Source organism: Streptomyces sp. NPDC020742 (genome assembly GCF_040641675.1).
Taxonomy (GTDB): domain Bacteria; phylum Actinomycetota; class Actinomycetes; order Streptomycetales; family Streptomycetaceae; genus Streptomyces.
On sequence record NZ_JBFAEA010000002.1, the window covers coordinates 339,517 to 362,950 of the forward strand.

Annotated in this window: 22 protein-coding genes; 10 read left to right on the top strand and 12 right to left on the bottom strand. The window is 72.7% G+C overall.

Features of this window, described 5'->3' with window-relative positions; genetic code table 11:
• Position 1: 1 nt before the first annotated feature.
• Positions 2-841, bottom strand: a complete 840-nt coding sequence (locus AB0G84_RS05520) for a hypothetical protein (RefSeq protein ID WP_361315880.1) — start codon at positions 839-841, stop codon at positions 2-4.
• A 447-nt stretch (positions 842-1,288) separates the two neighbouring features.
• On the opposite strand from AB0G84_RS05520, the gene AB0G84_RS05525 reads away from it, so the two are divergent.
• A complete protein-coding gene (locus AB0G84_RS05525; protein ID WP_361315883.1) occupies positions 1,289-1,726 on the top strand; it encodes a TIGR03668 family PPOX class F420-dependent oxidoreductase in 438 nt (145 codons plus the stop codon).
• A gap of 189 nt (positions 1,727-1,915) precedes the next feature.
• Here the strand turns inward: AB0G84_RS05525 and AB0G84_RS05530 are convergent, their stop codons facing one another.
• The 6 genes from AB0G84_RS05530 to AB0G84_RS05555 all read right to left on the bottom strand — a co-directional run bounded on the left by AB0G84_RS05530 (position 1,916) and on the right by AB0G84_RS05555 (position 8,555).
• Positions 1,916-2,293 carry a DUF2267 domain-containing protein gene (locus AB0G84_RS05530; RefSeq protein WP_361315886.1) on the bottom strand — a complete coding sequence of 126 codons (378 nt, stop codon included), beginning with the start codon at positions 2,291-2,293 and terminating at the stop codon, positions 1,916-1,918.
• A 90-nt stretch (positions 2,294-2,383) separates the two neighbouring features.
• On the bottom strand, positions 2,384-4,612 hold the full coding sequence (locus AB0G84_RS05535; protein WP_361315889.1) for a hypothetical protein: 2,229 nt from the start codon (positions 4,610-4,612) through the stop codon (positions 2,384-2,386).
• Between the two features lie 66 nt (positions 4,613-4,678).
• The gene (locus AB0G84_RS05540; RefSeq protein ID WP_361315891.1) at positions 4,679-4,885 is read right to left on the bottom strand and encodes a hypothetical protein; all 207 of its coding nucleotides are present in this window, start codon (positions 4,883-4,885) and stop codon (positions 4,679-4,681) included.
• 191 nt (positions 4,886-5,076) lie between these two features.
• Positions 5,077-6,438, bottom strand: a complete 1,362-nt coding sequence (locus AB0G84_RS05545) for an MFS transporter (protein WP_361315893.1) — start codon at positions 6,436-6,438, stop codon at positions 5,077-5,079.
• 71 nt (positions 6,439-6,509) lie between these two features.
• Positions 6,510-8,144, bottom strand: coding sequence for a class I adenylate-forming enzyme family protein (locus tag AB0G84_RS05550; RefSeq protein ID WP_361315895.1), 1,635 nt, complete (start codon positions 8,142-8,144; stop codon positions 6,510-6,512).
• Between the two features lie 87 nt (positions 8,145-8,231).
• Positions 8,232-8,555 (bottom strand): phosphopantetheine-binding protein, encoded by a 324-nt coding sequence (locus AB0G84_RS05555; RefSeq protein ID WP_361315898.1) that lies wholly within the window; start codon positions 8,553-8,555, stop codon positions 8,232-8,234.
• A 305-nt stretch (positions 8,556-8,860) separates the two neighbouring features.
• Between AB0G84_RS05555 and nudC the strand changes: the two genes are divergently transcribed.
• Positions 8,861-9,796: an NAD(+) diphosphatase gene (gene nudC / locus AB0G84_RS05560; RefSeq protein WP_361315901.1), complete on the top strand. Its 936-nt coding sequence runs from the start codon at positions 8,861-8,863 to the stop codon at positions 9,794-9,796.
• Positions 9,797-9,821: 25 nt separating this feature from the next.
• Here nudC and AB0G84_RS05565 read toward each other — a convergent pair whose 3' ends face one another.
• The 4 genes from AB0G84_RS05565 to AB0G84_RS05580 form a co-directional block, all read right to left on the bottom strand.
• Positions 9,822-11,369 (bottom strand): amino acid adenylation domain-containing protein, encoded by a 1,548-nt coding sequence (locus AB0G84_RS05565; protein WP_361315904.1) that lies wholly within the window; start codon positions 11,367-11,369, stop codon positions 9,822-9,824.
• Between the two features lie 94 nt (positions 11,370-11,463).
• A complete protein-coding gene (locus tag AB0G84_RS05570; protein ID WP_361315907.1) occupies positions 11,464-12,267 on the bottom strand; it encodes a BtpA/SgcQ family protein in 804 nt (267 codons plus the stop codon).
• Positions 12,260-13,834 (bottom strand): aminotransferase class I/II-fold pyridoxal phosphate-dependent enzyme, encoded by a 1,575-nt coding sequence (locus AB0G84_RS05575; protein ID WP_361315910.1) that lies wholly within the window; start codon positions 13,832-13,834, stop codon positions 12,260-12,262. Before AB0G84_RS05575 ends, AB0G84_RS05570 begins: the two co-directional genes overlap by 8 nt.
• A gap of 65 nt (positions 13,835-13,899) precedes the next feature.
• The gene (locus AB0G84_RS05580; protein WP_361315913.1) at positions 13,900-14,655 is read right to left on the bottom strand and encodes a TauD/TfdA family dioxygenase; all 756 of its coding nucleotides are present in this window, start codon (positions 14,653-14,655) and stop codon (positions 13,900-13,902) included.
• Positions 14,656-15,391: 736 nt separating this feature from the next.
• Between AB0G84_RS05580 and AB0G84_RS05585 the strand changes: the two genes are divergently transcribed.
• The 8 genes from AB0G84_RS05585 to AB0G84_RS05620 all read left to right on the top strand — a co-directional run bounded on the left by AB0G84_RS05585 (position 15,392) and on the right by AB0G84_RS05620 (position 22,695).
• Positions 15,392-16,378 carry an aldose epimerase family protein gene (locus AB0G84_RS05585; protein ID WP_361316808.1) on the top strand — a complete coding sequence of 329 codons (987 nt, stop codon included), beginning with the start codon at positions 15,392-15,394 and terminating at the stop codon, positions 16,376-16,378.
• A 53-nt stretch (positions 16,379-16,431) separates the two neighbouring features.
• Complete coding sequence (locus tag AB0G84_RS05590; RefSeq protein WP_361315916.1) at positions 16,432-16,950, top strand: GNAT family N-acetyltransferase; 519 nt, start codon at positions 16,432-16,434, stop codon at positions 16,948-16,950.
• Between the two features lie 55 nt (positions 16,951-17,005).
• Positions 17,006-17,953 (top strand): TIGR03560 family F420-dependent LLM class oxidoreductase, encoded by a 948-nt coding sequence (locus AB0G84_RS05595; RefSeq protein WP_361315919.1) that lies wholly within the window; start codon positions 17,006-17,008, stop codon positions 17,951-17,953.
• 17 nt (positions 17,954-17,970) lie between these two features.
• Positions 17,971-19,062, top strand: a complete 1,092-nt coding sequence (locus AB0G84_RS05600; RefSeq protein WP_361315922.1) for an SIS domain-containing protein — start codon at positions 17,971-17,973, stop codon at positions 19,060-19,062.
• Between the two features lie 112 nt (positions 19,063-19,174).
• The gene (locus AB0G84_RS05605; protein ID WP_361315925.1) at positions 19,175-19,495 is read left to right on the top strand and encodes an acyl carrier protein; all 321 of its coding nucleotides are present in this window, start codon (positions 19,175-19,177) and stop codon (positions 19,493-19,495) included.
• Complete coding sequence (locus AB0G84_RS05610) at positions 19,492-20,952, top strand: serine hydrolase domain-containing protein (protein ID WP_361315927.1); 1,461 nt, start codon at positions 19,492-19,494, stop codon at positions 20,950-20,952. The genes AB0G84_RS05605 and AB0G84_RS05610 overlap by 4 nt, the downstream gene beginning before the upstream one ends.
• A gap of 84 nt (positions 20,953-21,036) precedes the next feature.
• Positions 21,037-21,810: a class I SAM-dependent methyltransferase gene (locus AB0G84_RS05615; RefSeq protein ID WP_361315929.1), complete on the top strand. Its 774-nt coding sequence runs from the start codon at positions 21,037-21,039 to the stop codon at positions 21,808-21,810.
• 159 nt (positions 21,811-21,969) lie between these two features.
• The gene (locus AB0G84_RS05620) at positions 21,970-22,695 is read left to right on the top strand and encodes a hypothetical protein (protein WP_361315932.1); all 726 of its coding nucleotides are present in this window, start codon (positions 21,970-21,972) and stop codon (positions 22,693-22,695) included.
• Between the two features lie 76 nt (positions 22,696-22,771).
• Here AB0G84_RS05620 and AB0G84_RS05625 read toward each other — a convergent pair whose 3' ends face one another.
• On the bottom strand, positions 22,772-23,305 hold the full coding sequence (locus AB0G84_RS05625) for a GNAT family N-acetyltransferase (protein ID WP_361315935.1): 534 nt from the start codon (positions 23,303-23,305) through the stop codon (positions 22,772-22,774).
• Positions 23,306-23,434: the final 129 nt, after the last annotated feature.

The window sequence follows — 23,434 nt, forward strand, 5'->3', positions numbered from 1 at the left end:
CTCAGCCCGCCCGTCCGGCGAGCCGCTCCGGCTCGGCCACGTCCCGCCGGGTCACTGTCAGGAACACCACCAGGCCGAGAATGACCCCCAGGAACAGCACACTGGTGATCACCGTGCCCAGACCCAGCCCGCCGTCCCCGGTGGGCTGCGACAGGTAGTCGCCGATCGACGCGCCCAGCGGCCGGGTCAGGACGTAGGCGATCCAGAAGCTCCACACCGCGTCCAGGCCGAGGGCGAAGTGCGCCACCGCGACCGCCGCGATGGCCAGCGCGAACAGCCCTGCGGAGATCCAGTAACCGAGATCCATCTGCTCGGCGACCAGGTCGCCGGCGGCGGTACCCAGGGCGAAGGTGAACAGCACGGCCAGCCAGTAGAACGACTCACGGCGCGTGGTGTCGATGTGGTGGATGGACAGCGTCCGCTCACTGCGGTACCAGGCGGCGAACACCGCCGCCAGCGCCACCGCGAAAGCCACCGTGCTGGCCTCCAGCGGCACGCCCAGGTTGTCCGTCAGGTTGTCGCTGATCAGGGTGCCGACGATGCTGATCATCGCCACCGCGAGCCAGTAGACGCCGGGGCGGTAGGCGCGGGTACGGAACTGTGCCACCAGCACCGCGACCAGCAGCACGCTCATCAGCAGCGACACCCCGGTCAGGCCCAGCCCCAGCTTCTCGTTCAGCAGGTCCGCTGCGGTCTCGCCGACCGTCGTGCACAGCACTTTGATCACCCAGAAGTACAGGGTGACCTCGGGGACCTTGTTCCATCGACGACGCCGCCCACCACCGGCGGCCGATCCATCCGTCTCATGGGCCTCGACGGCCACAGGAATTTCAGCACTCATGGTGCCTGACGCTGCCATCGGGAACCTGAACGGATCCTGAGCACCTCCGACGCGGTGAGTGGTCAGGCTCTTCCGCCGCCCCCGCGCATTACGCACACACGCAGAGCGCGGGGGCGCTGGGGACGATGGGAGTGATGGGAGTGATGGGAGTGATGGGATCGTGGTGATGGACCATCACATTCCATGCACGGAAGGGGAATCGAGGAATTGCCCCGTCTCCTGGTGGCGTCTCTGCGCGGGCATGGTCTCACCGCATCCCGGCGGCGGGCGGATGTACGTGCTGCGCTCGGCGATCGCCCGGTCGGCCGCACGGATTGTTGGGGTCCGGATGATCGGGGTACAGGTCGGCGCAGCCGGGAGAAGAGGGAGAGCCATGGCACGGACCGTTGGTCCCGGGGAAACCGGGCCTCGTCGGGGAACGGTTCCGGTGAGCCGGCAGGTGGTGCCGTGCCGACGATGACGAGCGAGGAGGCGCGGGAGTGCTTCGCCCGCTCCCGGATCGCACGCCTCGCCACCACCGACGCCAGCGGCCGTCCGCACCTGGTGCCGACCGTCTTCGCGCTCACCGGGGACACCGTGGTCTTCGCGGTGGATCAGAAGCCGAAGCGGACGGACCGGCTGCGGCGGCTGGCCAATATCCGTGCCCATCCCGAGGCCTGCCTCCTCGTCGACCGCTATGACGAGGACTGGGGGCGCCTGTGGTGGGCGCGCGCGGACGGTGTGGCCACCGTGCTGCCGCCGTCGTCCGGCGAGGCGGAGGCGGCGTCTACGCGGTACGTGCGCCTGCTGGCGGAGAAGTACCGACGGCAGTACGCGGACCGCCCGCCGGAGGGGCCCGTGGTGGAGATGGTGGTGGCCCGCTGGTCGGGGTGGCGGGCCACCTGACGGCTTGGTTGACGAGCCACTTGAGGGGCGGACGGGGGCTGAGGCGAGCGGTCGCCTTGTCCGCGGATGCGGGGTGTGCGCGACGGGGCCGAGCAGGGATGTGGTCACGCAGGAGTACGGACCCACAGGAGTACGGACCCACAGGAGGGTGGCCTTGCAGCAGGGCGGCCGTGCAGGAGGGCGGGGCCGTCAGCCGGTGGGCTCCAGCAGCTGGGCGTACTCCTTGCCGAGCTGCGACATGGCGTGCGCGAACTCCTTCGCGGAGACGGACTCCTGCAGTGTGCTGAGCACCGCCCGAACCCCGCGGGTGGCTTCCGGTGCGGTCAGGCCGGTGCGTTGGCACACCCTGCGGATCGATGCGTCGGGGCCAAAGATCTTCATCTCGCCCTTTCCCCACTGGAGTGAGTCACGTAGGGATGCGGGAAGCTCGGGGGTCAGATCGCGGACCTCGCCGTCGCTCAGGCGCAGGGCGAGGGTCTCCAAAGTGGCTCGGGTGAGATCGGCTGCTTCTTGCCGGGAGAGTCCCGAGCGCTCCGCCACCGCGCGGAAGAACGCCTTGTCGTCCATAGGGGCCTCCTCATCGGAAGAGAGGGGTGGGCGAGGGAGGCAACCTCACCCCCCACGTTGCCACGCGCCCGTCCCGCATGCGAGGCCACTTCAGGGGGGCAGGGCACCATCGGTGTGCGGGCGGTCGCGGAGCATGGTGGAGGGGGTGGGGGAGGGAGGGGGCGAGCCCGGGTGGGTGCGGTGGTGGGGGAGTGGGTGGGCCGGCGGATTCGGGGGGCCTGGTGTCACCATGAGGTCGAAATCCAGGAAAGACAGCTCGGCGCCCGCGGTGACGACGACCACGGCCTGGCTCAGGCCCGGCGGCCAGTCCTCCGGGATCGCCACCGCCAGGTCGACGGCGGAGCGGGGACGAACTTCGGCGGCGTCCATGACCAGCTGGCGCTGTCGGAAGGGGTCGAAGAGCGCGGCCCCGGCGAATCCGTCGGAGCGCTCCCGACTGAGCCGGCGGATGTGCCACCGGGCCGTTGCTCCGGCCGCGACGGAGCGCTGCCGTGGGCCGCCCAGTACGGTCGGGACGTATCCCTCCGCCCCCTCTGCCCCCTCCGCGCCGGACTCCTGGGCGGATCCGTACTCCTCCGCGCCGGACTCCTGGGCGGATCCGTAGCCCTCCGCGCCGGGCTCCTGGGGGGATCCGTACCGCTCCGCGCCGGACCTCTGGGCGCAGACGTCCCCCACCGGCCCGCACGCCGGACACCGCAGCCCGATGCGGGCCAGGCCCAGGAGCGGATGCCGGCGCACATCACCGGCGAGCGGGCAGCCGCACGAGCAGGCCTCGGTGACGTGGGCGCGGCCCGCGCTGGGCCACGGCGGGGACCACAGACGGAACAGTCGGGCTCCGATGACCGGAACGGCGGCGGCGAGGGTACGGGCGGTGGCCCGGTCCAGTTCCCTGATCCGTGCGGTGAGCGGTGCGGTGGAGGAGGTCAGGGGAGGGGCGAGGGACGGGTGCCGGAGCGGAGTCGCCGCGAAGGCCACCCGCTCGACGGCACCGCTCACGTCGTCCCACAGCGAGATCAGCGTCGGGAGGAAGTCTTCTGCGCCACCACGTTCCGCGTACGTCTCGGCCATGCGGCCGAGCAGGGCCCGGTTGGCCTGGATCCACGCGGCTCTCCTGCGCCAGGCGGCGGTGGGGTCCTTGGGGCGCGGTGCCAGGACGACCTCAACTGGGCGGCTCGTGGCCGGTGTTGAGGGGGCGTCGGATCCGGAGATCCATAGGTGGGCGCGGCCGTCGGCGCGCAGTGCGCCGCGCGCCCATCGGCCGTCCCGGCAGGTGAGGTCGAACGGGCCGGACCGGGCGGGCAGCCCGTCGAGGGCGACGAGTCCGCCGTAGCGAGGGTCGAGACGCTCCGTGGGCAGGGCGCACGCGGCTCCGGTTTCGGTGGGGTGGAGGGTGGCCCTGAGCAAGGGCAGTCCCACGACCTTGAGTTCGGGGTTTCCCAGGACGGCCCAGGGGGCAACGGCCGTTCCGTCGAGGGAGGTGGGACTCCCCACGTCGTGCATATGGAGGTTGGCTTCCCGGACGGCCGTGCCGAGACCGTGCCCGTCGGCGAGCGTCCCGAGGAAGGTGATCAGCGCCGAGAGGGGCGAGGCGCTCACCCCATGCGTCAGGACGGCGGCAGAGACGCTGCTGTCCATGAGGGCGCGCGCGAGGCCCGCCTCGTAGCGGAAGACCGATCCGGGGACGGGGAAGGTTCCGCAGCCGTCGAGGATCAGCAGGGGGCAGGTGAGCGCGGCCGGGTCGACGAGTCCTGCCGTGGAGTGCGGGGTTCGGCCGTGCGACGGCTGCCGGAAGCATCGGGTGGTGCCGAAGCAGGGGAAGACGGGAGCGTCGTCCGGCCGGTGACGGGCGCGGCTGCAGAGCGTGAGCCACCGGCCGAACCCCGCGTCCACCGGGCCCGCGTGTCCTTGGAGGACGAGCAGATCGGCGTCGAGGTCCGCGGAGGCGGACCGGGGGTCGTCATGGCCGGCCCTGCGCAGGACCGGGGGTGCGGAAGGGAGGTTCGCCTCCGGGCACTCGGTGAGTCGGCAGCGGATCCGCGCGACGTCGATGCGGAGCGTGTCCTGGGCGAGGAGGCGGGTGAGTTGCTCCCGGGTGGGGGAATTCCGGGAGACGGGGATGATGCCGACCGGGCTGCCAGCTGTGTCAATGGCTTGCAGGGTCCGGATGTACTCCGCCGGTGCGGTGCCTTCCTGGTCCGCGAGGAGCAGGACGGATTGTCCGCTGCTCGGGGGATCGTTGAGGGTGTCCGCGCGCCAGAGGGCCGCTGCGGTGTTCAGGAGTTCCTGCGGTACGCGCCCCAGCGTCAGGATATTCCGCATTCTGGGATGCGGAATATCCTGACACTCATTCCCGGTCAAGGCTGCCCGGGGCGCATCCGGGGCTTCTCACCAGGAGAGGAGGGTGTTGTCGACGAGGTCGGCGAATTCGGCATTGCCGAGCTCCCGGTCGGATGAGGCCAACTTGGCGTTGAGCGTGGCGACTTCGGCCTTGAGGCGCTTTGCGTCAGAATCCATCTTCCGCAATTCGGGCATAAGCGTGTTGAGGGCGTCGAGCCGTTCCATGATGTCGGTTTTGATGTCCTGTTGTGCCACTGCCGGACTCCTTGGCGTGGGGGGCGGTTGCGATGCGCACCATATAGGCGCCCCAGTGGGAAATCGGGGAGGAGAATCCAGGGGCGCTCGTGGGCTTCACTCCATCAGCCGTGCGTCCCGACGGCCGTGTGCCCCGACGGTCCACCGGCCGTGCGTCCCGACGGTCCACCGGCCGTGCGTCCCGGTGCGGGTCATGAGCGGGAGGCCGGGGGTGTGGCGGGGGTGGCGGAGGAGGGGCTGTCCTGGGAGCGGCGCATCACCTGGGCGTAGCCGACGGCCGCCAGGGCGCCCACCGCCAGGCTGCCCACCCACACCGCGTCTGCCCCGTACCGGTCGATGACCACGCCGCCGAGCAGAGGGGCCACAAAGGCGGCGACCGACCAGGACAGGGTGTACACGCCCTGGTAGCGGCCGCGGCCCTGCACGGGGGAGAGCCGGGTGACCAGGGACATCTGGGTGGGGGAGTTGATGATCTCGCCCAGCGTCCAGACGCAGACGGTCAGCACATAGAAGGGCACGGAGTCGGCCAGGGCGGTGAGGCCGAAGCCGACGCCGGTCAGGAGGGCCGAGAGCACCAGCAGCGGTCCGGCGGAACGGTGCTCGATGAGGCGGGTCACCGGGATCTGCAGGGCGACGATGAGGATGCCGTTGGCGGCGATCACCAGGCCGAAGTCGGTGCTGTCGAAACCGGCCCGCCCCATCGCCAACGGCAGCGTCACCAAGCCCTGCTGATACAGCGTCACCAGCAGCAGGTTCAGTCCGACGACGGTCATAAAGCGGACATCGCGCAGCACGTCCCCCAGGGAGGTGCCGCCGACCGGGCGGTCCTCCGGGCCGCCGACCGGGCGGTCCTCCGGGCCGCCGACCGGGCCGTCCTCCCGGCCGCCGACCGGGCCGTCCTCCGGGCCGTCCTCCAGAGCGCCCGGGCGCTCCGGGCGGGACTCCGGCAGCCGGAAGTAGGCGACCACCGCACACAGGGCGGTCAGCAGCGCCTCCCCCAGGAAGAGCCAGAGGTAGGAGTAGCGCGCGATCAGGCCGGCCGCGGAGGCCGACAGCGCGAAACCGATGTTGATGGCCCAGTAGTTGAGGGCGAACGCCCGGACGCGGTGCCGCTCGGGCACGATGTCGGTCATCATCGCCTGCACCGCGGGCCGGGACGCGCTGGTGGTCATGCCGGCCAGCGCCGCGAGCCCCGCGATCGTCCAGGGGTGGGCGGCGAAACCCAGGAGCGCCACGGCGCCCGCGGTGGCCGTCTGAGACACCAGCAGGGTCGGTCTGCGGCCCAGCCGGTCGGTGAGGACGCCGGCCACCAGGTTCCCCGCCGCGCCCCCCAGCCCGTAGAGCGCGGCGACCAGGCCCGCGTAGGACGCCGAGTAGCCCTTCTGCACGGTGAGGTAGAGCGCGAGGAAGGTGGAGACGAACGCCCCCAGCCGGTTGATCAAGGTGCTGGTCCAGAGCCACCAGAAGGCGGCCGGCAGCCCGGAGAAGGTGTCGCGGACGGCGCGGGTGGTCGCGGCAGCGGTGGTGGACATACGGGTGGTGCGTGTGGTCATGGAATCGCCGGTCAGGATTGCGGTCGGATCTGTGGTCGGATCTGCGGTCAGGGCGGTGGGCACGACTGCGGTCAGGGCTGCGGGGCGGTGCCGGCCGCCGGACGTTCGTCGGCGGCCGCGAGCAGGTCGCGCAGTCGGGGGCGGATGACCTTGCCGGTGGCGGTCCTGGGGACGGCCGGCATCCGTACGAAGCGGACCGGCAGCACCGCCGGGTCGAAGGAGTGCCCCAGGTGCTCCCGCAGCGCCTCGTCCGTCGTGCCGTCCGCCACGGCCACCGCGGCGACCACGACCTCACCCAGGAACCGGTCCGGGGCGGTGGCGCAGGCGGCGTCGCGCACCGGCGGGAAGGCCTTCAGGGCCCGCTCCATCTCCTCCAGCGACACCGTCTCGCCGCGCACCTTGGCGATGTTCTTGGCGCGTCCGGTGATGACGACGAAGCGCAGTCCGCTCTCCGGTTCGACGACCTCGTACCCCAGGTCCTGGGAGTGGAACCAGCCGCCGGCGAACGCCTCCGCCGTCGCCTCCGGGTTCCCCTGGTAGCGCGACATCACATTGTGGCCGCGCATGCAGATCTCGCCGGTCTCGCCCGGCTCGGCGCGTGCGCCGTCCGCGCGGAGCACCGCCACCTCGTTGCCGTACAGGGCGGTGCCCACCGAGGGGAGGTCACCGTCCAGCATGAGGGCGCGGTAGGCGGCGTCGGACAGGCCGCGGGGCATGGTGGTGGAGAAGTTGGTCGTCTCGGTCAGGCCGTATCCCTGGAGGACCCGGACGCCCCAGCGGTCGTGCACGGCGCGGGCGGTGTACGCGGACAGCGGCGCGGCAGCGGAGACGAAGTACTCGAACTCCGCGGGGAGTTGGGGAGAGCGCCAGGTCTCCAGCAGGGTCTCCAGGATGCTGGGGACCACGCTGGCGATCCGCGGCCGGTACGCGGTCAGCAGTCGCGGGTACCGGAAGGGGTCGAAGCCGGGGAGCAGGATGCCGTGTGCGCCGGCGGCCAGGGTGCCGAAGAGGGTGAAGTGCATGCCGTTGACGTGATGGACCGGCAGACAGCCCAGGAACCGGTCGCCCGGGCCGAGGCCGTGGTGCCGGCGCAGGGCCTCGGCGTTGACCGCGCCGTTGTAGTGCGACTGCGCCACCAGCTTGGCGGCGGCGGTGGACCCCGAGGTGCCGAAGTACAGGGCGTCCGCCCCGGGGTCGAGGGCCGGCCCGGTCCAGGCGTCGTCGGCCGCTGGCAGCTCCCGCGGGTCGGGCAGCAGGGTCCACGGCACCGATGCGTCGGCGGTGGTGTCCGGAGCGCGCAGCACCGCCGTGGCGCCCAGCGCCTCGGTCTGCTGTGCGATCCGGGCCGCCGGGTCGGCCGGATTCACCGACAGTACGGAGCAGCCGGCGAGCAGCAGCCCGAACACCGCGATGACCGACCGGAGTTCGTTGGTGGGGGCGAGCGCGAGGACGTCTCCGGGGCGGGCGCCCAGGTCCCGTACGGCCCATGCCGCGAGGCGGCGGCTGAGCCGGAGGGTGCCGCGGTAGCTGAGGGTCGTCGCGGCCCTGTCGGCACCGTGGAAGGTGAGGTACGGCGCCGAGCCGTCGAGGTCGGCCCGGTGCGCCAGCAGCTCCGGGATCGTCGGGTGGACGGGGAGCCGGTCGGTGAACTCCCGTTCCGCGCAGCGGTGGGCGAGCCGGTGGTCCTCGTCGGGGGTGGCGTGCATGTCGTTCCTCGTCAGGGTTGTGGGGGTGCGTGCGGTGCGGTGCTCTGGCCTGGGGCGGTGGTGGCCCGTGTGACCTGTGGTGGCTCGTCAGGGGCCGGGCGGTACGGGCGGGGCGGCCGGCCCGGTTCCCGCCGTCCGGAGGGCGTCGGTGATGCTGCGCACGCTGCGGAACGTCTCGGCGCTGACCGCGTCGGAGGGGAAGGTGACCCCGAGGGTCTCCTCCAGGTCGACCAGCAGGCGTACCACGCACAGCGAGTCGAAGCCGTGTGCCGCGAGCGGCGCGTCCGGTCCGGCGGCCTCCAGGGGCGCGGGATCGGGGGCGTTGCGCAGTACGACCTCCCGCACGGCCGGGAGCAGGTCCGTCGAGGGCGTGGGGGAGGACTCGGGCGTCTGCCCTTGGGGCTCGTTCACTGCGATCGGCCTTTCTGGGGGTCCGGAAGGGGCTGGGGACGGGGGAGGGGAGGTGGGTAGTTTTCAGGATGTTTTGTGAGCATCATCACTCATGTCGGGATGGGAGGGGGAGTGGTCTTGTCGGACCTTGGGGTGTGGTCTACGTTCGGCGAACGGGATATGACGGAACGTCAGCTACGAATGGCCGTGGCACCCCCCGCCGTCACCGGCCCCGGTGCACCCGCCCGGACCGGACACCAGCGCCCCCGGACCGTCACAGTGAGGCTCATGTGAATCACCCGTCCCCGTCCGGAGAGTGCGGGCCGGTGCACGCCGGTACCGCCCCCGGGAAGCCCGCGGACCCCTCCGCGCAGCCCCTGGACCGCGCGGCCGGCCGGAGGGAGGACGAGGCGTGGCTCCGCGCGGCCTGGGAGGCGGACACCACCCGCGTCCTGCCGCTCGCCGACGGCCGGACCCATGCCTCCGAGGGACCCGACGGGTGGCGGCTGGTGCTGGTCCCGGTGCACGACTGCCCGCCCGACGGCGACCGCTACTTCCTCGGTACCGACCGCACCGGAGCGGCCTACTTCGCCTGCGCCGCCGAGCGGTTGCCCGCTCCGCCCGGCGACGGCGCGCGGGTCGTGGCCCTCGGTGGCGCGGCGCACCCGCTCGGCGCGCGGGACCACGGCATGCTGGTGCACGCCACAGCCCTGGAGAACTGGCACCGCGGCCACGCCCACTGTGCCCGCTGCGGCGCCCGCACCCTGCCGGAGAGCGGTGGGCACCTCCGGCGCTGCCCGGCGTGCGGCGCCGAGCACCACCCGCGCACCGACCCGGCCGTGATCATGCTGATCACCGATGCGGCGGACCGCTGCCTGTTGGGCAGCCGCACCCGCTGGCCCGCGCACCAGTATTCGGTGCTCGCCGGCTTCGTGGAGCCCGGCGAGACCGCGGAGGCCGCGGTACGGCGCGAGGCGGCGGAGGAGGCGGGGGTGGCCATCGGCGCCGTGCGCTGTGTGGAGACCGAGCCGCACCCCTTCCCCGGGAGTCTGATGCTGGGGTACGAGGCCCGGGCGCTCTCGCCGGCCGCACGGGCCGACGGGAGCGAGATGGCCACCGTCCGCTGGTTCACCCGGGAGGCACTGGCCGAGGCCGTCGGCGCCGGAAGGGTGGCGCTGCCGGACCGGCGTTACCTCGCCCGCCGCCTGATCGAGCGGTGGTACGGCGGTCCGCTGCGGACCCGTGCCGGGTGGACCGACTGAGCCCGGCGGGGCGTACCGACGCCGGTCAGTGCGCACGGGCGGGCGCGGTAGCGGGTTCGGCGGCGGCCAGCGCCACCCGGTCGACCTTCCCGGAGGGGGTCAGGGGCATCGTCGGCAGCACGGTGTAGCGGGCGGGGCGCATCCACTCCGGCAGTCGCTCTGCCGCATGCCCGCGCACCTCCTCCAGGCGGGTGCCTCCGGCCGTACGTAGGTACGCCGCCAGCACCCCGACCCCGCCCTGGGTACGGGGCACCACCACGCACTCCAGTACCCCCGGGCACTGTGTCAACGTCGCCTCGACCTCCCCCAGTTCCACGCGGTATCCGCGCACCTTCACCTGGTGGTCGGTGCGGCCCAGGAACTCCAGCCGGCCCTCCGGCGTCCGGCGGGCGCGGTCCCCGGTCCGGTACATCCGCGAGCCGTCCCCGGCCCAGAGATCGGGGAGGAAGCGCTCGGCCGTCAGACCGGGGCGGCCGAGGTAGCCGCGGGCGAGCGTGGGGCCCGCGACGTACAGCTCGCCCACGTCACCGGTGGGCACCGGGCGCAGCGCGTCGTCCAACAGGCGGACGGTCTGACCGGGCAGCGGCGTCCCGAGGTGCGGCGCCACCTCGCCCGCTATCGGGGCCCAGAGGGTGTCCACGGTCGTCTCGGTGGTGCCGTACACGTTCACCGCGTCCAGCAGGCCGGCGGCGGAGTGGCCGGCGAGGGTGTGCCACAGCGCCGGGGAGACGGGCTCGCCGCCCACCCACAGCCGGAGCCCGGAGCCCTCGGGCAGGGCACGGGCCAGCCGGTCGGCGGTCAGTTCGGCCAGGCTGGGCGTGAGGTCGAGGTCGGTCAGCCGGGAGCCGGTGACCGCCTGCACCAGCCGCTGCGGGATGCGGCGTGCCAGATCGTCCACGATCACCACGGTGTCGCCTCGGCAGACGCGGACCCACTGCTGGAGCGAGGCGTCGAAGGACGGGCTGGCGCTCCAGCCGACCCGGGCAGCCCCCGGCCGGATGGCGCCGGCCTCCTCCAGGCCGCCCAGGAGCCAGGCCAGCGCGCCATGTTCGACCGGTACGCCCTTGGGCCGGCCGGTCGACCCCGAGGTGTAGATGACGTAGGCGAGCCGGTCGGCGGGGACCGCAGGCAGCGGCCCGTCGGTGCCGGGGGCCGGTCCGGCGTCCACCGGTGGCAAGTCCGTGCGGGGCACCGGGAACAGGTCGTCCGGCAGGTGTGCGGTGGCGCCACCGGCCGTCAGGACGACGCCGGTGCCGCTGTCCGCCACCAGGTGGCGCAGCCGTTCGGCGGGGTAGGACGGGTCCAGCGGCAGGAAGGCGCCGCCCGCCCGCAGCACCCCGAGCGCGGCGGCGATGAAGTCCGCCGAGCGCGGGACGCACAGCCCGACGACGGAGTCCGCGGCGAGGCCACGGGCCAGCAGGTGCCGCGCCACCGTGGCGCTGCGCTCCGCCAGTTCCGCGAAGGTCAGGTGGAGCCCGCCGTCCTCGACCGCCACGGCGTCGGGCCGGTCCGCCACGGTGGCGAGGAACCGCTCCAGGGGCAGGGGCGGGCCAGGTCGCGGCCGGTCGGTCATGGCGGGGCTCCCCTCGTGCTGCGCGGCCCGGGCCGGGCGGGACGCGTACGGAGACATGGTGTGGGGGTCGGGGTCGGGGCCGGAGCCGGGGGAGTCACCGCGGTGCACGGCGTACGGCGTCCATGTACTGCTCGACCCGCGCGGCGTCGATCTCGCTGCCCCAGCCCTCGCGCTCCAGGCAGCTGCCGACGAACGCGCCGTCGGCCGCCGCCAGCAGCCGCGCGGCGTTGCCGTGGTGGGTGTGCCCGGCGAGGATGACCGGCAGGTCCGGGGCGGCGGCGCGGACCGCGTCGATCATGCGCAGGGTGGTGTCGTCGTCCCGGTGGCACAGGGCGACCGCATCGGCCCCCGCACCCCGGGCGGCCCGGGCCACCTCCGCGGTGCTCTTGCCACCGCCGAACCACGAGAAGTGCATGGAGTCGATGTCGGCGATGAGGCCGATGCCCTCGCCGGCGATCTTCCGGCGGTACTCCATGATGTGCAGCGGGTCGGGGGTGACCATGCCGTGCGCGGAGAGCGTCTGCCCGACCAGCGCACCGACCCGGACGAAGGAGCCGCCGGCCACCTTCGCCACCGCCAGCGATGCGCTGACCGCCTGGCGCATCATCTGCACCCCGACGTGGAAGCCGTCCCCGGTGGCCCGGTTGACGGCGTCGACGATCAGCCCCATGGCGGCCGTACGGGCCGGATCGGACTCGTCGGCCACGCTGTAGACCCGGTCGACGGTCTGCACCAGAGCGCCGTCCGCCCCGCCCCGTTCGAGCGCGACGGCCGACCGCACGGCGCTCGCCAGCGTCTCGTCGAAGGTGCCGTCCTGATGGAACGGGGTGCCGGGCAGCGGCCGGAGGTGGATCATGCCGAGGACGGTGCTGCCGCCCCGGCGCGGGAAGTCAGCCATGGCGCACCGCGTCCCGCCCCGCATAGGCCTCCAGCCGGTCGACGGCGGCGTCGATGTCCCGCCAGCTGCGGGCTGAGGTCAGCCGGACCGCGCCGCCGGAGAAGCAGAAGTTGAGGATGCCCGGGTAGGTGGACACCCCGGTCTCCCGCAGCAGGTCGCGGAAGCACCGGTAGGAGTCGTCCCAACCGGGCAGCTGCACCGCGGTGTTGATCGAGTAGCGGGGTTTGACGACCGTCGCGAACTCCGACAGGCGGGCGTGCGTGGCGTCGCGGAACAGCAGCAGGCTCTGCTCGCGGGCCTCCCGCTCGGACGCGTAGTTGAGGTAGGCGTCCTGCAGCCGGTCCACGGTCAGGCCGTACGACGCCTCGAACTCGCGCACCTGCTCGGTGCCGACGGCCCGCACACCGGTGACCCGCCAGCGCTCCATCCGGGCCAGCACTTCGATGAGGGTGTAGAAGAAGGACGGCGGGCCGCCGAAGTGCGTGGAGGCGTACTCGTAGTACTCGGCGATCAGAGCGCGGTCCGCGGTGATCCAGCCGGCCTTGATGCCGGGTGCCGACCAGTGCTTGGAGAGGCTGGAGACGCGGATGACGTTACGGGCGGCCCGGGCGGGCGACATCGCGCTTCGCGGCCCCAGCCACTCGTGGCACTCGTCCAGCAGGATCAGCGTCGACGGTGACAGCGCGTTCAGCAGCCGGACCAGGTCCTCCTCCGCCACACCGGCGCCGGTGGGGTTGGCCGCCGTCTGGAGCATCACCAGCGGGGTGTCCGGCGACAGCGCGGCCAGCAGCGGCTCCACCGACATCCGGCCGTCCTGCGCCGGCAGCGGCACCAGGCGGGTGGCGGTACGGCAGGCGATCGACTCCACCAGCGGCGGGTAGTTGGGCGTGGCGCACAGCGCGGGAGCGGACGCGGGACCGGACCGGGAGACGATGAAGTCGGCCAGGGTGCTGATCGCCACCGTGCCGCCCATGGTGAGGGCGATATTGCCCGCGTCGTAGCTGACGCCGGGGATCCGGGCGCTCTCGTACGCGGCCACCGCCTCCCGTGCCTGCACCCGACCGCAGGAGTCGGAGTAGCCGTACCAGTCCCGGTCCAGTGCGTAGCGGATGCACTCCTTGAGGACCTCGGGGAGCCCCCACTCCTCCTCGTCCACCGCACCCCCAGACAGCATCAGGTGGTCGTCCGACCGCAGGTCGCCGTAGAGGTCGTCACGGAAGAAGAAGTTGAACAGCTCCTTGACGAACCGCACCGTCGCCCGTGACGTCAGCACCTCCTCCGGCGACATGCTCCGCCGCACCGTGCTGGCCCGCCACTGCTCGGCCAGCCAGGGGCGGGTGGCGTGCGCACCCGACTCCGCGTCCACCCGGCCCAGCCACAGGCGGCAGAGCTCGAACGGATCCTCGGGATCAGCCGCCCGGTCGAAGACGCTGAGCATCCGCTCGTCGACATCGGACAGGAAGCGCGGGCCGCCGCCGTCGAGGAGGCTCGCCGCGCCCGCGCTCTGCACCGCCTCGGGCGGGACGCTGAAACATCGCTGTGGTAACGAGTGGGGGAAGAGTTCCACTGAGGGCTCCATGGTCTGTCGCATGGGGGCAGGTGAGGGGTGGCGTACCGGAGCGCGGGAAGGCGTCATCCCCCGAGGAGACGCAGGCGCTTGAGGTGCCTCGGGGTCTCCGGGACACGGCCGTCACCCGCGGTTCTGCCGTGGAAGAAGCGGTGGTTGTCGACGGCCAGCAGCATGCCGCGCTGCCACTCGACGGCACGGGAGCCGGCGGGGCGGTACATCGCGGTGAGCAGGCGCCGCAACGCCGGGTCGACCTCGCCGGCCTCGGCCTCCTCGCCGTCCAGCACCCACTCCAGGGGTTGGGTGTGGAAGTCGCGGAAGGAGAAGACCGGGCAACCGCCGACGTCCCGCAGCAGCGGTGGCATCGCGGCGGCGTCACGATAGCGGACCCGGGAGAGCAGGTCGGCGTCGCGCGTCGACAGGCGCCGGCGGACCTCGGCCATGGGCACCAGGACGGTACGGGCGGCCGTGCCGTACCCCGGTTCGCAGCACATCAGCACGATGTACCGGGGTTGCCGGTCCGCGGGCCGGGTACTGCCTTCGGTGTGCAAGGTCAGGAAGTTCGTGGCGAAGGGTTGCAGGGAGGCGTCTGAGGTACGCCCCGCATCCGCTGTCAAATTGAGCATGATGCCGTGCTCGACATACGGCAGGACCGCCGCATCGGTCTCCGGCATCGGATCGCCGAGTGTCTTTCCTGCGGTAACGAAATCGGAGGTCGACAAAGGCTCGTCGAGCTGCAGGAGAGCATAACCATCGGCCGTGAGGTGTGCGCGGAGCAACGCGGTGACAACGTCCGTCCCGACGTCGGGACGAAGGTGCACATGGGGCTGAAGTGTTACTGCGGCATCGGTCTCCAGTAATTCATGGCGGAGGGCTAAGTGTTGATCTGCCTTTCGTTCGGCAAAACAGCCGCTGCTCAATGTGTGCGTCCCCTAACTGACTTACGCGGGATAGCAGGGCCACCTTCCATAGGACCTACCGCTCTTGTCAATAGCTGTAACCGTCAACGAGCCCTGGAACGGCGCGATTTGGGCTGGTGGGAGCCGGGCGGCAGCAGAGGCAACCCCGGAGCCGGTTCTTCCGTCTTCCCTCCCGTGCCCCTCCCTGCCCCCTCCGGCGCGCCCTGTCGGGGATAGCCGGCGCACCCCGGCGATTCCCTTGAAGGGGCAGGGCGTACCGGGTCTGCTGTGATGGCGAGTTGGCGAAGTGTAGCCGTGGGAAGGGAGAAACCGTGCGGGGTGGGAATGACCGCCGGGATGGCGCAAACGAGCATGCCGACTGACCGAAAGGTGGCTGTTGGATGCGGGCCATCCGAGCAAGATCGGAATATGCAGAGGAAAGCCTTCCGGTCCTTCCGGGGATCGGGTAGCGTCGCCACCACGCCTCGGTCGACTACGAGCGCGTTCGTGAACTTGATGAACACTTGCGGCGGGTGACGCACCATGCGTCGCAATCCCCGCGCGATGCGTGAAAGAGCGCAGGATCCTCTTCCAGCGGCTCATCGCACAGCTCTTCCTTGTCGCCTGTGAGGGACTCTTGTACATACGCAGCGAGTTCGTGGGAATAACTGCTGGAAATACGCGACAGCCGGCCGTTCCGGTGTACGCCTATACACTCGGCAATGGCGAGGGAACGGAAGTGGTGGTCTGGACCTACGGGGCGACCCTCGTAGAGGTCCGGACCCCCGGACGCGACGGCCGCACCGACAACGTCGTCCACCGGTTACCCACCCTGGCCGCCTACGAGGACCGGGCCACCAACGCCTATGTGGGCGCGACCGTCGGCCGGTTCTGCCGGAACGTCGCCCACGGCACGTTCACCCTCGACGGCACCCGCCACACACTGGACCGCAACGAGGGGCCACACCACCTCCACGGCGGCACCCACGGATTCGACCGCCTGGTGTGGACCGCCACCACCGAGCGGACCGGCGACCACGTCACCCTCACCCTCGCCGTGCACAGCCCCGCTGGCGACCAGGGCTACCCCGGCGACCTGCACGCCGAGACCGTCTACCGGCTCGACCGTACGCCCGCCCTGACCATCGGATTCAGGGCCACCACCACCGCCCCCACCCTCGTCGGGCTCACCAACCACGCCTTCTGGAACCTCGCCGGCGCCGACGCCCACCGGCCCGTCGACGGGCACCACGTCGCCCTCAACGCCGCCCGCGTCCTGCGCTTCGACGAGGACCAGGTCCCGCTGCCCGGACCGCCCGCCCCGGTCGCCGGCACCGCACTCCACCTCACCGGTGCGGACCCCCTCGGCAGCCGGCGCCTGGACAACTTCTACGTCCTGTCCGACGCCGGCAGTTGGGCCGCCGACCTCCACGACCCGGAATCCGGGCGGCAGTTGCGCCTGACCACCGACCAGACCGGCCTGGGCGTCTACAGCGGCGACGGCCTCACCCCGCCCCGCGCCGGACTGTGCCTGCAGCCCTCCGCCTGGCCCGACGCACCCAACCGCCCGGACTTCCCCTCCGCCCGGCTCGACCCCGGACAGACCTACACCGCCACCACCCGCTACGCGTTCTCCGTCCGCTGACCGCCCCACCCACCCCGGAGCTTCCCCCCACCCCCACACGAACGGCTTCTGCTATGACCTCGCACCCCGAATCGGCCCTCACCTGGGAGCGGGCCGACAGCGCCGAGGAGGTTCACGCGCTGCTGTGCGCCTCCGACGCCCACCACGCCGAGCAGTACGACCTGCCGGTTCCCCAGCGGAACCTCGATCGCAGCCGCGCACTGGTCGCCGCGCGCGCCGTGCACCTGCTGCGCCGCGGGGACACCCCGGTCGCGATGTTCACACTGACCGACCACCCCCCGTACCGCCGCGGCCCGGACGTCTTCCCGCCGGCCGGTCTGCCGATGTACCTGCAGCGCCTCGCCGTCCACCCCGACGCCGCCCGCCGCGACGCCACGCTGGGCATGAGGTGCGTGCGCAGGGCCTGCGAGACCGCCCGCTCCGCCGGGGCCGACGTACTGCGCGCGGAGGCCAACCCCGACCTGCGCAAGAGCGTGGCGCTGCTCACCGGGCTGGGCTTCGTCCCGCACGGAGTCGTGGAGGCGGACGGCCCGCTGCGCCGCGTCCACCTCCAGCGGCCGCTCGACCGGTGAGCCCAGCGCCCCGGTACCCGTCGACACCAGTACCCCGCACGGAAGGCGTGGAGAGATGCGAGGGCACGAGGACACCGTCCGCTGCGGTGTGCACTCCGGACAGCAGTACCAGACCTTCGACGACGTCCTGGACTTGTGGCAGCGCGCCGAGGACGCCGGCTACGACTGGGTCTCCGTCTTCGACCACCTGCGGCCCCACCTCTTCGGGCCCGACGGCCCCTGCTTCGAGGGCCCCACCCTGCTGGCCGCCCTCGCCGCCCGCACCCGCCGCGTCCGCTGCGCGATCCTGGTCTCCGCCGCCTCCTGGCGCCACCCCGCCCTGCTCGCCAACATCGCCTCGACCATCGACCACATCTCCGGTGGCCGGGTCGAACTCGGCCTGGGCGCCGGCGGGTTCGACCTCGGCCACGCCCAGTACGGGATGCCCTTCCCGCGGGCCGCCGAGCGGCTGCGCCGGCTGGACGAGACCTGCCAGGTCATCCGGCGCCTGTGGGAGCGGCCGGTCGCCGACTTCGAGGGGGAGCACTACCACCTCCGCGAGGCGCACCTGCGGCCCCGGCCGGTGCAGAGCCGACTGCCCCTGACCATCGGCGGATCCGGTGAGCGGCACCTGCTGCGCATCGTCGCCGCGCACGCCGACACCTGGAACACCCTCGTCACCACCCCGGACACCTACGCCGCCAAGCGCGAGGTGCTGGCCGCACACGCCCGCGACCTCGGCCGCGACCCCACGCAGATCCGCGGCTCACTGACCTTCCGCGCCGTCCTGGGAGACGACCGGCGGGAGGTGGCCGCGCGCAGGGCACGGATCGCCGCCACCGTCCCCGACGACCTGTCGGAGTACGCGGTCTTCGGCACCCCCGAGGAGTGCGTGGAGCAGCTCACGCCCTATCTGCGCCTGGGCGTGAGGGACTTCCTCCTCGGCCTGCGGCCACCGGTCGACCACCGCACCCTCGACCTCTTCGCCGAACGCGTCGCCCCCGTGCTGCGCGCCTCCCTCTGACAGTCTGGAGGACACCCATGTACGCCACCGGCACCATGCTGCGGCAGTCCGCCGCGCTCGCCGCCGACATCGAGGTCCTGACCGGACCGGTGGCCGCCCGGGCGGGAGCGGCACTGCAGACGGTGCCCTGCGACGCCCTGCGGCGCGCCGTCCTCGTCGGCAGCGGTGACTCCCACCACGCCGGCCGCGCCTCCGAGCTGGCCTTCGAACGCCTCGCCGGCCTTCCCTGCGAAGCGCTGAGCACCCAGCAGTTCCTCGACTACGGCATGCTCGGCCCGGCGCACCGCAACGCCGCCACCCTCGTGGTGGCGGTCTCCGCCTCGGGCAGCAGCCCCCGGCTGGTGACCACCGTGCACCGCGCCCGCGCCCACGGCTTCCCGGCCCTCGCGGTCACCGGCCGGGAGGACAGCGCCCTCGCCGACGCGGCCGGCCGGGACGTGGTCGCCGGGCTCGGCCTGACCGAACGCTGCCCGGGCATCCGCACCTACCAGGCCAGCCTGCTCACCCTGCTGCTGCTCGCGGTACGACTGGGCGGCGCCCGCGGCGCGCTTCCCGGCCAGGGGCCCGGTGAGGACGGCCTGGTGGCGGAGGTCGCCGCCACCGCCGAGGCCGTCCGCACCACCGCGGCCGACGCCGACGGGCCCTGCCGTGAACTGGCGGCCCGACTGACCGGGGCCGGCCGGCCCTGGGTCCCGCTCGTCGTCGCGGGCACCGGCCCGGCCGGCGGCACCGCGCTGTACACCGCGGCCAAGGTGGTGGAGGCCGCCGGGCTGGCCGCGTACGCCCAGGACGTCGAGGAGTACTGGCACATCGAGCGGTTCGTCGACCCCGCCGACGCCCCGCTGGCCGTCCTCGCACCACCGGGCCTGGGCCACCCACGGGCGGCCGAACTCGCCGCCGCGGCAGCCGAGCGCGGGCGCCGGGTGATCGCGGTGGCCGCGCCGGACGACACCGCGCTGACCGGCACCGCCTGGCACACCGTGCCGGTCGCCAGGACCGTTCGCGAGGAGTGGTCACCGCTGACCGGCCAGGTCCTCGCCGGCCTGCTCGGCGCCCGGCTCGCCGACCGGTTGGGCAGGACCCCCTTCTCCGGAGGCGGGCCGGGCTGATGCACGGCCGCACCCCACCCGACGCCCACGGCGTGCACCACCGCGGCGGCACCGCCGCGGCCGACGATGCCCCCGACCGGGGCACTGCAGGACACCAGCACGGGAGGCTGGCATGACCGACCATCACACCCCGCCCCCGGAGGGGGCGGCACCCGTCCGGGCCGTCGTCACCGAGGAGTGGATCGAGGCGCTCGGCCTGCCACGGCCCGAAGAGCCCCGCCGCGACGAGGACTTCTTCGAGATCGGTGGCAACTCGATGCAGGCCATCGTGATGCTCGACCGCATCGGAGCGCGCCTCGCGGTGGAACCCTCGGTCGAGGCGCTCTACCTCGACGGCACCCTTGACGCCCTCGTCGAGCACTGCGAGAGCGTCGTCCGGGAGGACCACCCGGCGGTCGATCTGAACGGCGCAGCGCGCCCTGGGCAGCGATGACCCGGCCCTCAGGAAGCGGGACGACCCGCCCGGTGCGCGGCCCGGCCGCCCCCCTCCGCGGCGCCGACCGCCTGGCCGAGGGCCTGACCGCCCTGCGGGAGGCCTGGCAGGTGCCGGGCGTCGGCGTCACCGTCGTACGGGGCGACGAGGCGGCCGTGTTCACCGACGGCACCCGCGACCTGTCCACCGGCGCCCCGCTGACCCCGCACACCCTCTTCCCCCTCGGCTCGCTCACCAAGAGCGTGATCGCCGCCCAACTCGCCCGGCTCGTGGCGCAGGGGCTGACCGGCTGGGACACCGGCCACCTGACCACCGTGCTGCCACAGGGCGCCCCGCGGGACGGCTACACCCTCACCCAACTGCTCACCCACTCCTCGGGGTTGCCCTCCTACGACCTGTTGCTGGCCGGGTGCGCGGACACCTCGCCCGGAGAAGCGGCCCGCGGCCGGCTGCCGCACCTCGTCACCGTCCGCCCGCCCGGCGGCGACCGGTTCTCCTACAGCGACCTGGCGTACGTGCTCGCCTGCCACATCGCCGAGGAGACCGCCGGCCGGCCCTGGGACCGGCTCCTCGGCGACATCCTGTCCGAGCTGGGCGTGCGCGGCCGCCGCCCCGGCCCGTCCGGCGACCTCGCCCACGCCTGCGAACCGGACGGAACCGGCGGCCTCACCGACACCGGCCCGGTGCGGCTGTCCGGCCTCTCCGACGTGATCTCCGGCGTCTGGGCGAGCCCCGCGGACATGGTCGCCCTGCTCCGCTTCCACCTCTTCGGGCACGGCAGCCGCCAACGCCTGCTCGACGACCGCGTCCTGGCGCAGCTGCGCACCCCCCGGATGCCCGCCCCCACCCTCTCAGCCAACCATCCGGCGTGCGTGGAGGCCGACGGCTACGGCTACGGCTGGCTGGTCGGCCGCTACCGGGGCGAGCCGGCCCTGGTCCACAGCAGCAGCGTCGGTGCGCTGCGCGGGATGACGGTGCTGCTGCCCGACCGCGACCTGGCCGTCAACGTCTTCTGCAACACCGGGGTGCGCCACTCCCCGGGCCGCGCCCACTGCTGCTTCCGCTGTGCCGTGGCCTTCTCGCTGATCGACGCGATCGACGACGGCCATGAGCGCGGCAGGGAGCACCGGCTGCCCGCGGGCGAGCCCGAGCGGATGGCCGGCCCCGCATCGGGTCGGGTAGCCGACCTGCCCTCCCTGGAGGCGCTGCCGGGCACGTACCACCACCCCGGCTTCGGCTTCGCCCGCATCGAGCCGAACGCCTCCGGCCCGGGCGCGGTGTTCCGGTACGGGCCCCTCACGGGCGCGGTCCGGCGTGCCGGGAACGGCACCCTGTTCACCGTCTGCCCGGCGGACCCCGGCCCGATCGCCCTGGCCCCCGTGGGCACCGACCGCCTCGCCATCCGGATGGAACGCTCGGTGCCGGCCTTCGAGTTCACCCGGGCGGCCGCGCGATGACCGCACCGGGAACCGTCACCGGTCCGCCGCTCCCGCCCCGTTCCGCGCACGCCCCGCGTGCCCTCCCCGAAAGGTGTCAGCGCGATGACCTTTTACACACCTGAGTTCTCCGCCTTCTTCGAGAGCTACTACACCGGCTGGGTCCGCCACTACTCACCCCGGCTCGCCGCGTTCCTCCGCGAGTCGGCTCCAAACATCCGCTCCGTGCTGGACCTGTGCTGCGGCACCGGCATCACCGCGGAGGTGCTCTGCGACGAGGGCTGGACGGTCACCGGGGTGGACCGCTCCCCGGGCATGCTCGGCGTGGCACGGCGCAAGCTGGGCGGCCTGCTCGACTCGGGGCACCTGCGGCTGTCCGAGCAGGATGCCCGCGACTTCTCCGTGCCCCAGCCGGTCGACGCCGTCGTCTGCCTGGACGGCGCCCTCAACCACCTGGACGCCCCGGGCGATCTGGAGCGCTGCTTCACCCGCGTCGGCGAGGCGCTGGAGGACGGCGGTCAGTTCCTGTTCGACGTCTTCGAGACCTCGCACTTCCGCCACTGGGACAACCTCACCCTCCTCGACGAGGCCCAGGCCGTGATCGTCAAGCGCGGTGTCTGGGACGCCGACTCCGGCACCGGCATGCTCCGGGTCTCCGGCGTCCTCGAACAGGACGGCCGGCCGCAGCGCGTCGACCAGACCCTGCGCAGCCGCTACTACGGACCGGACGACATCGCCGCCGCCCTCAAGAGCGCCGGACTCGTCCTGGCGGAGCACGACATCGAGACGTCCTACGTCAAGTGCGAGTCGGGCTCCTGCTCCAGGACGCCGACGCCGTGCCGCACCATCTATCGAGCCGTGAAGTCCACCTCCCGGTAGGCAAGTTGAGGGTCACCGATGCAAGACGGAACCCGGCAGCTCCCTCCGGTGCCCCCCCGCCTCGCATGCCCAGCCCCGCCCCGAGAGCCCCCGCATCCCCCGGGCCGGACCCGGCCGGCACCGCCCCCGCACTGCACCCATCGCACAAGGAGAGTCCGCATGTCCGAGTTCATGAAGCTCACTCCCGACGACGAGAACGAGGTCCACGACGTGGTGGACTTCCACGACCCCGGCCGATGTCAGGTCACCCCCGTCATCCAGCTGCCCGCCGAGATCGCCCTCGCCGTCACCACCGCCCTGTGCGGGGTGGTCCGCGCCGCGCACCGCGCCCCCGCGGCCACCACCAAGGACACGGACGGCATCCAGCGCGCCCAGACCTTCGAGGAGGGCGACGTCTACATGCTCGACGCCCCCTTCGACGGGTTCTTCGCGGACCGCTACCTCATGGACTTCTACGACGTCATCGACCGTGACATCTGCTCCCGGATGCATCTGCACACCGGACTGCGGTTCGTCCGCATGATGACCGGCCCCGGGACCCGCATCCGGGTGTCCAGCCTCTCGCCCATCGACGTGACCCACATCGACGGCGTCACGCCGTTCGCCCCCGAGACGTTCGAGGACGCCGCACCCGACGCCCCTGACGGCGTGCACCGCACCCGCTACAACCTGGTCGTCCCGGAGAACTCCTGGGCGGACATGCAGATCCCCCGCGGCGTCAGCCACCAGTTCAACGCGCACGGCCCGAACGCCGTCATCGACTCGGTCCACCCCGAGGAGTCCATCGAGACCTTCCGCGAGCGCATCAGCGGCTACAAGATGATGGCCCAGACGATATTCCTCGCCAAGGACCAGCCCGCCTCCGAAGCGTGCAAGCTCGACTGAACCACGCCCGGCCCGCCGGGTGCGGCCCTTCCGGCCCCACCCGGCGCCCGGCCGACGGCGACGGCACCGCCGGGCCTCAGTCCGCCGGCAGCGACGGCACGGTGCCCTGCGCGTTCCGGCCGGGGGAGAGGCGCCGCTCCATGACGCGCTCCCGGGACCCGTCGGGCAGCACCTCGCCAAGCTCATCGGTGTCCGTGAAGCCATGCCGGCGGTAGAGCGCCGTGGCATGCGTGTTGACCGGTGTGACGGCCAGGCGTACGGCCTGCGCCCGCGCCTGCTCGGCCCACGCCAGCACCGCCTCGACCAGACGGTCCCCCACGCCGCGTCCGCGCGCGGCGGTACCTACCCACAGCGAGATGAGCTCGACGACGCCGTCCCGCGGGCCCGGGACGCCGCTGACCATCCCGGCCGGCTCGCCGTCCAGGAGGGCGAGGAGGTTGTGGGAGCCGGGGAGGGCCAGCCGGCCGCGCCACCGCTCCTCCCGGTCGCCCGCACCCTGCCAGTCGGCGAGGGTGGACCCGAAGGCGTAGGGCGCCTCGGCGAGCGCGGCCAGCCGCAGGGTGCGCCAGGTGCGCCAGTCGTCCGCTGTCAGTACCTGCAATTCGATCACGTACGGAGACTGTCCCATCACGCTGCCGGCGGCAACTCCGTTGGGGGCGGGACCTCGCCCCGTCCGCCGGGGCGATCAAGGAGTGCAGGTGCCCGCTCGGTACGATCGGTGATATGCCAAAACACCTCC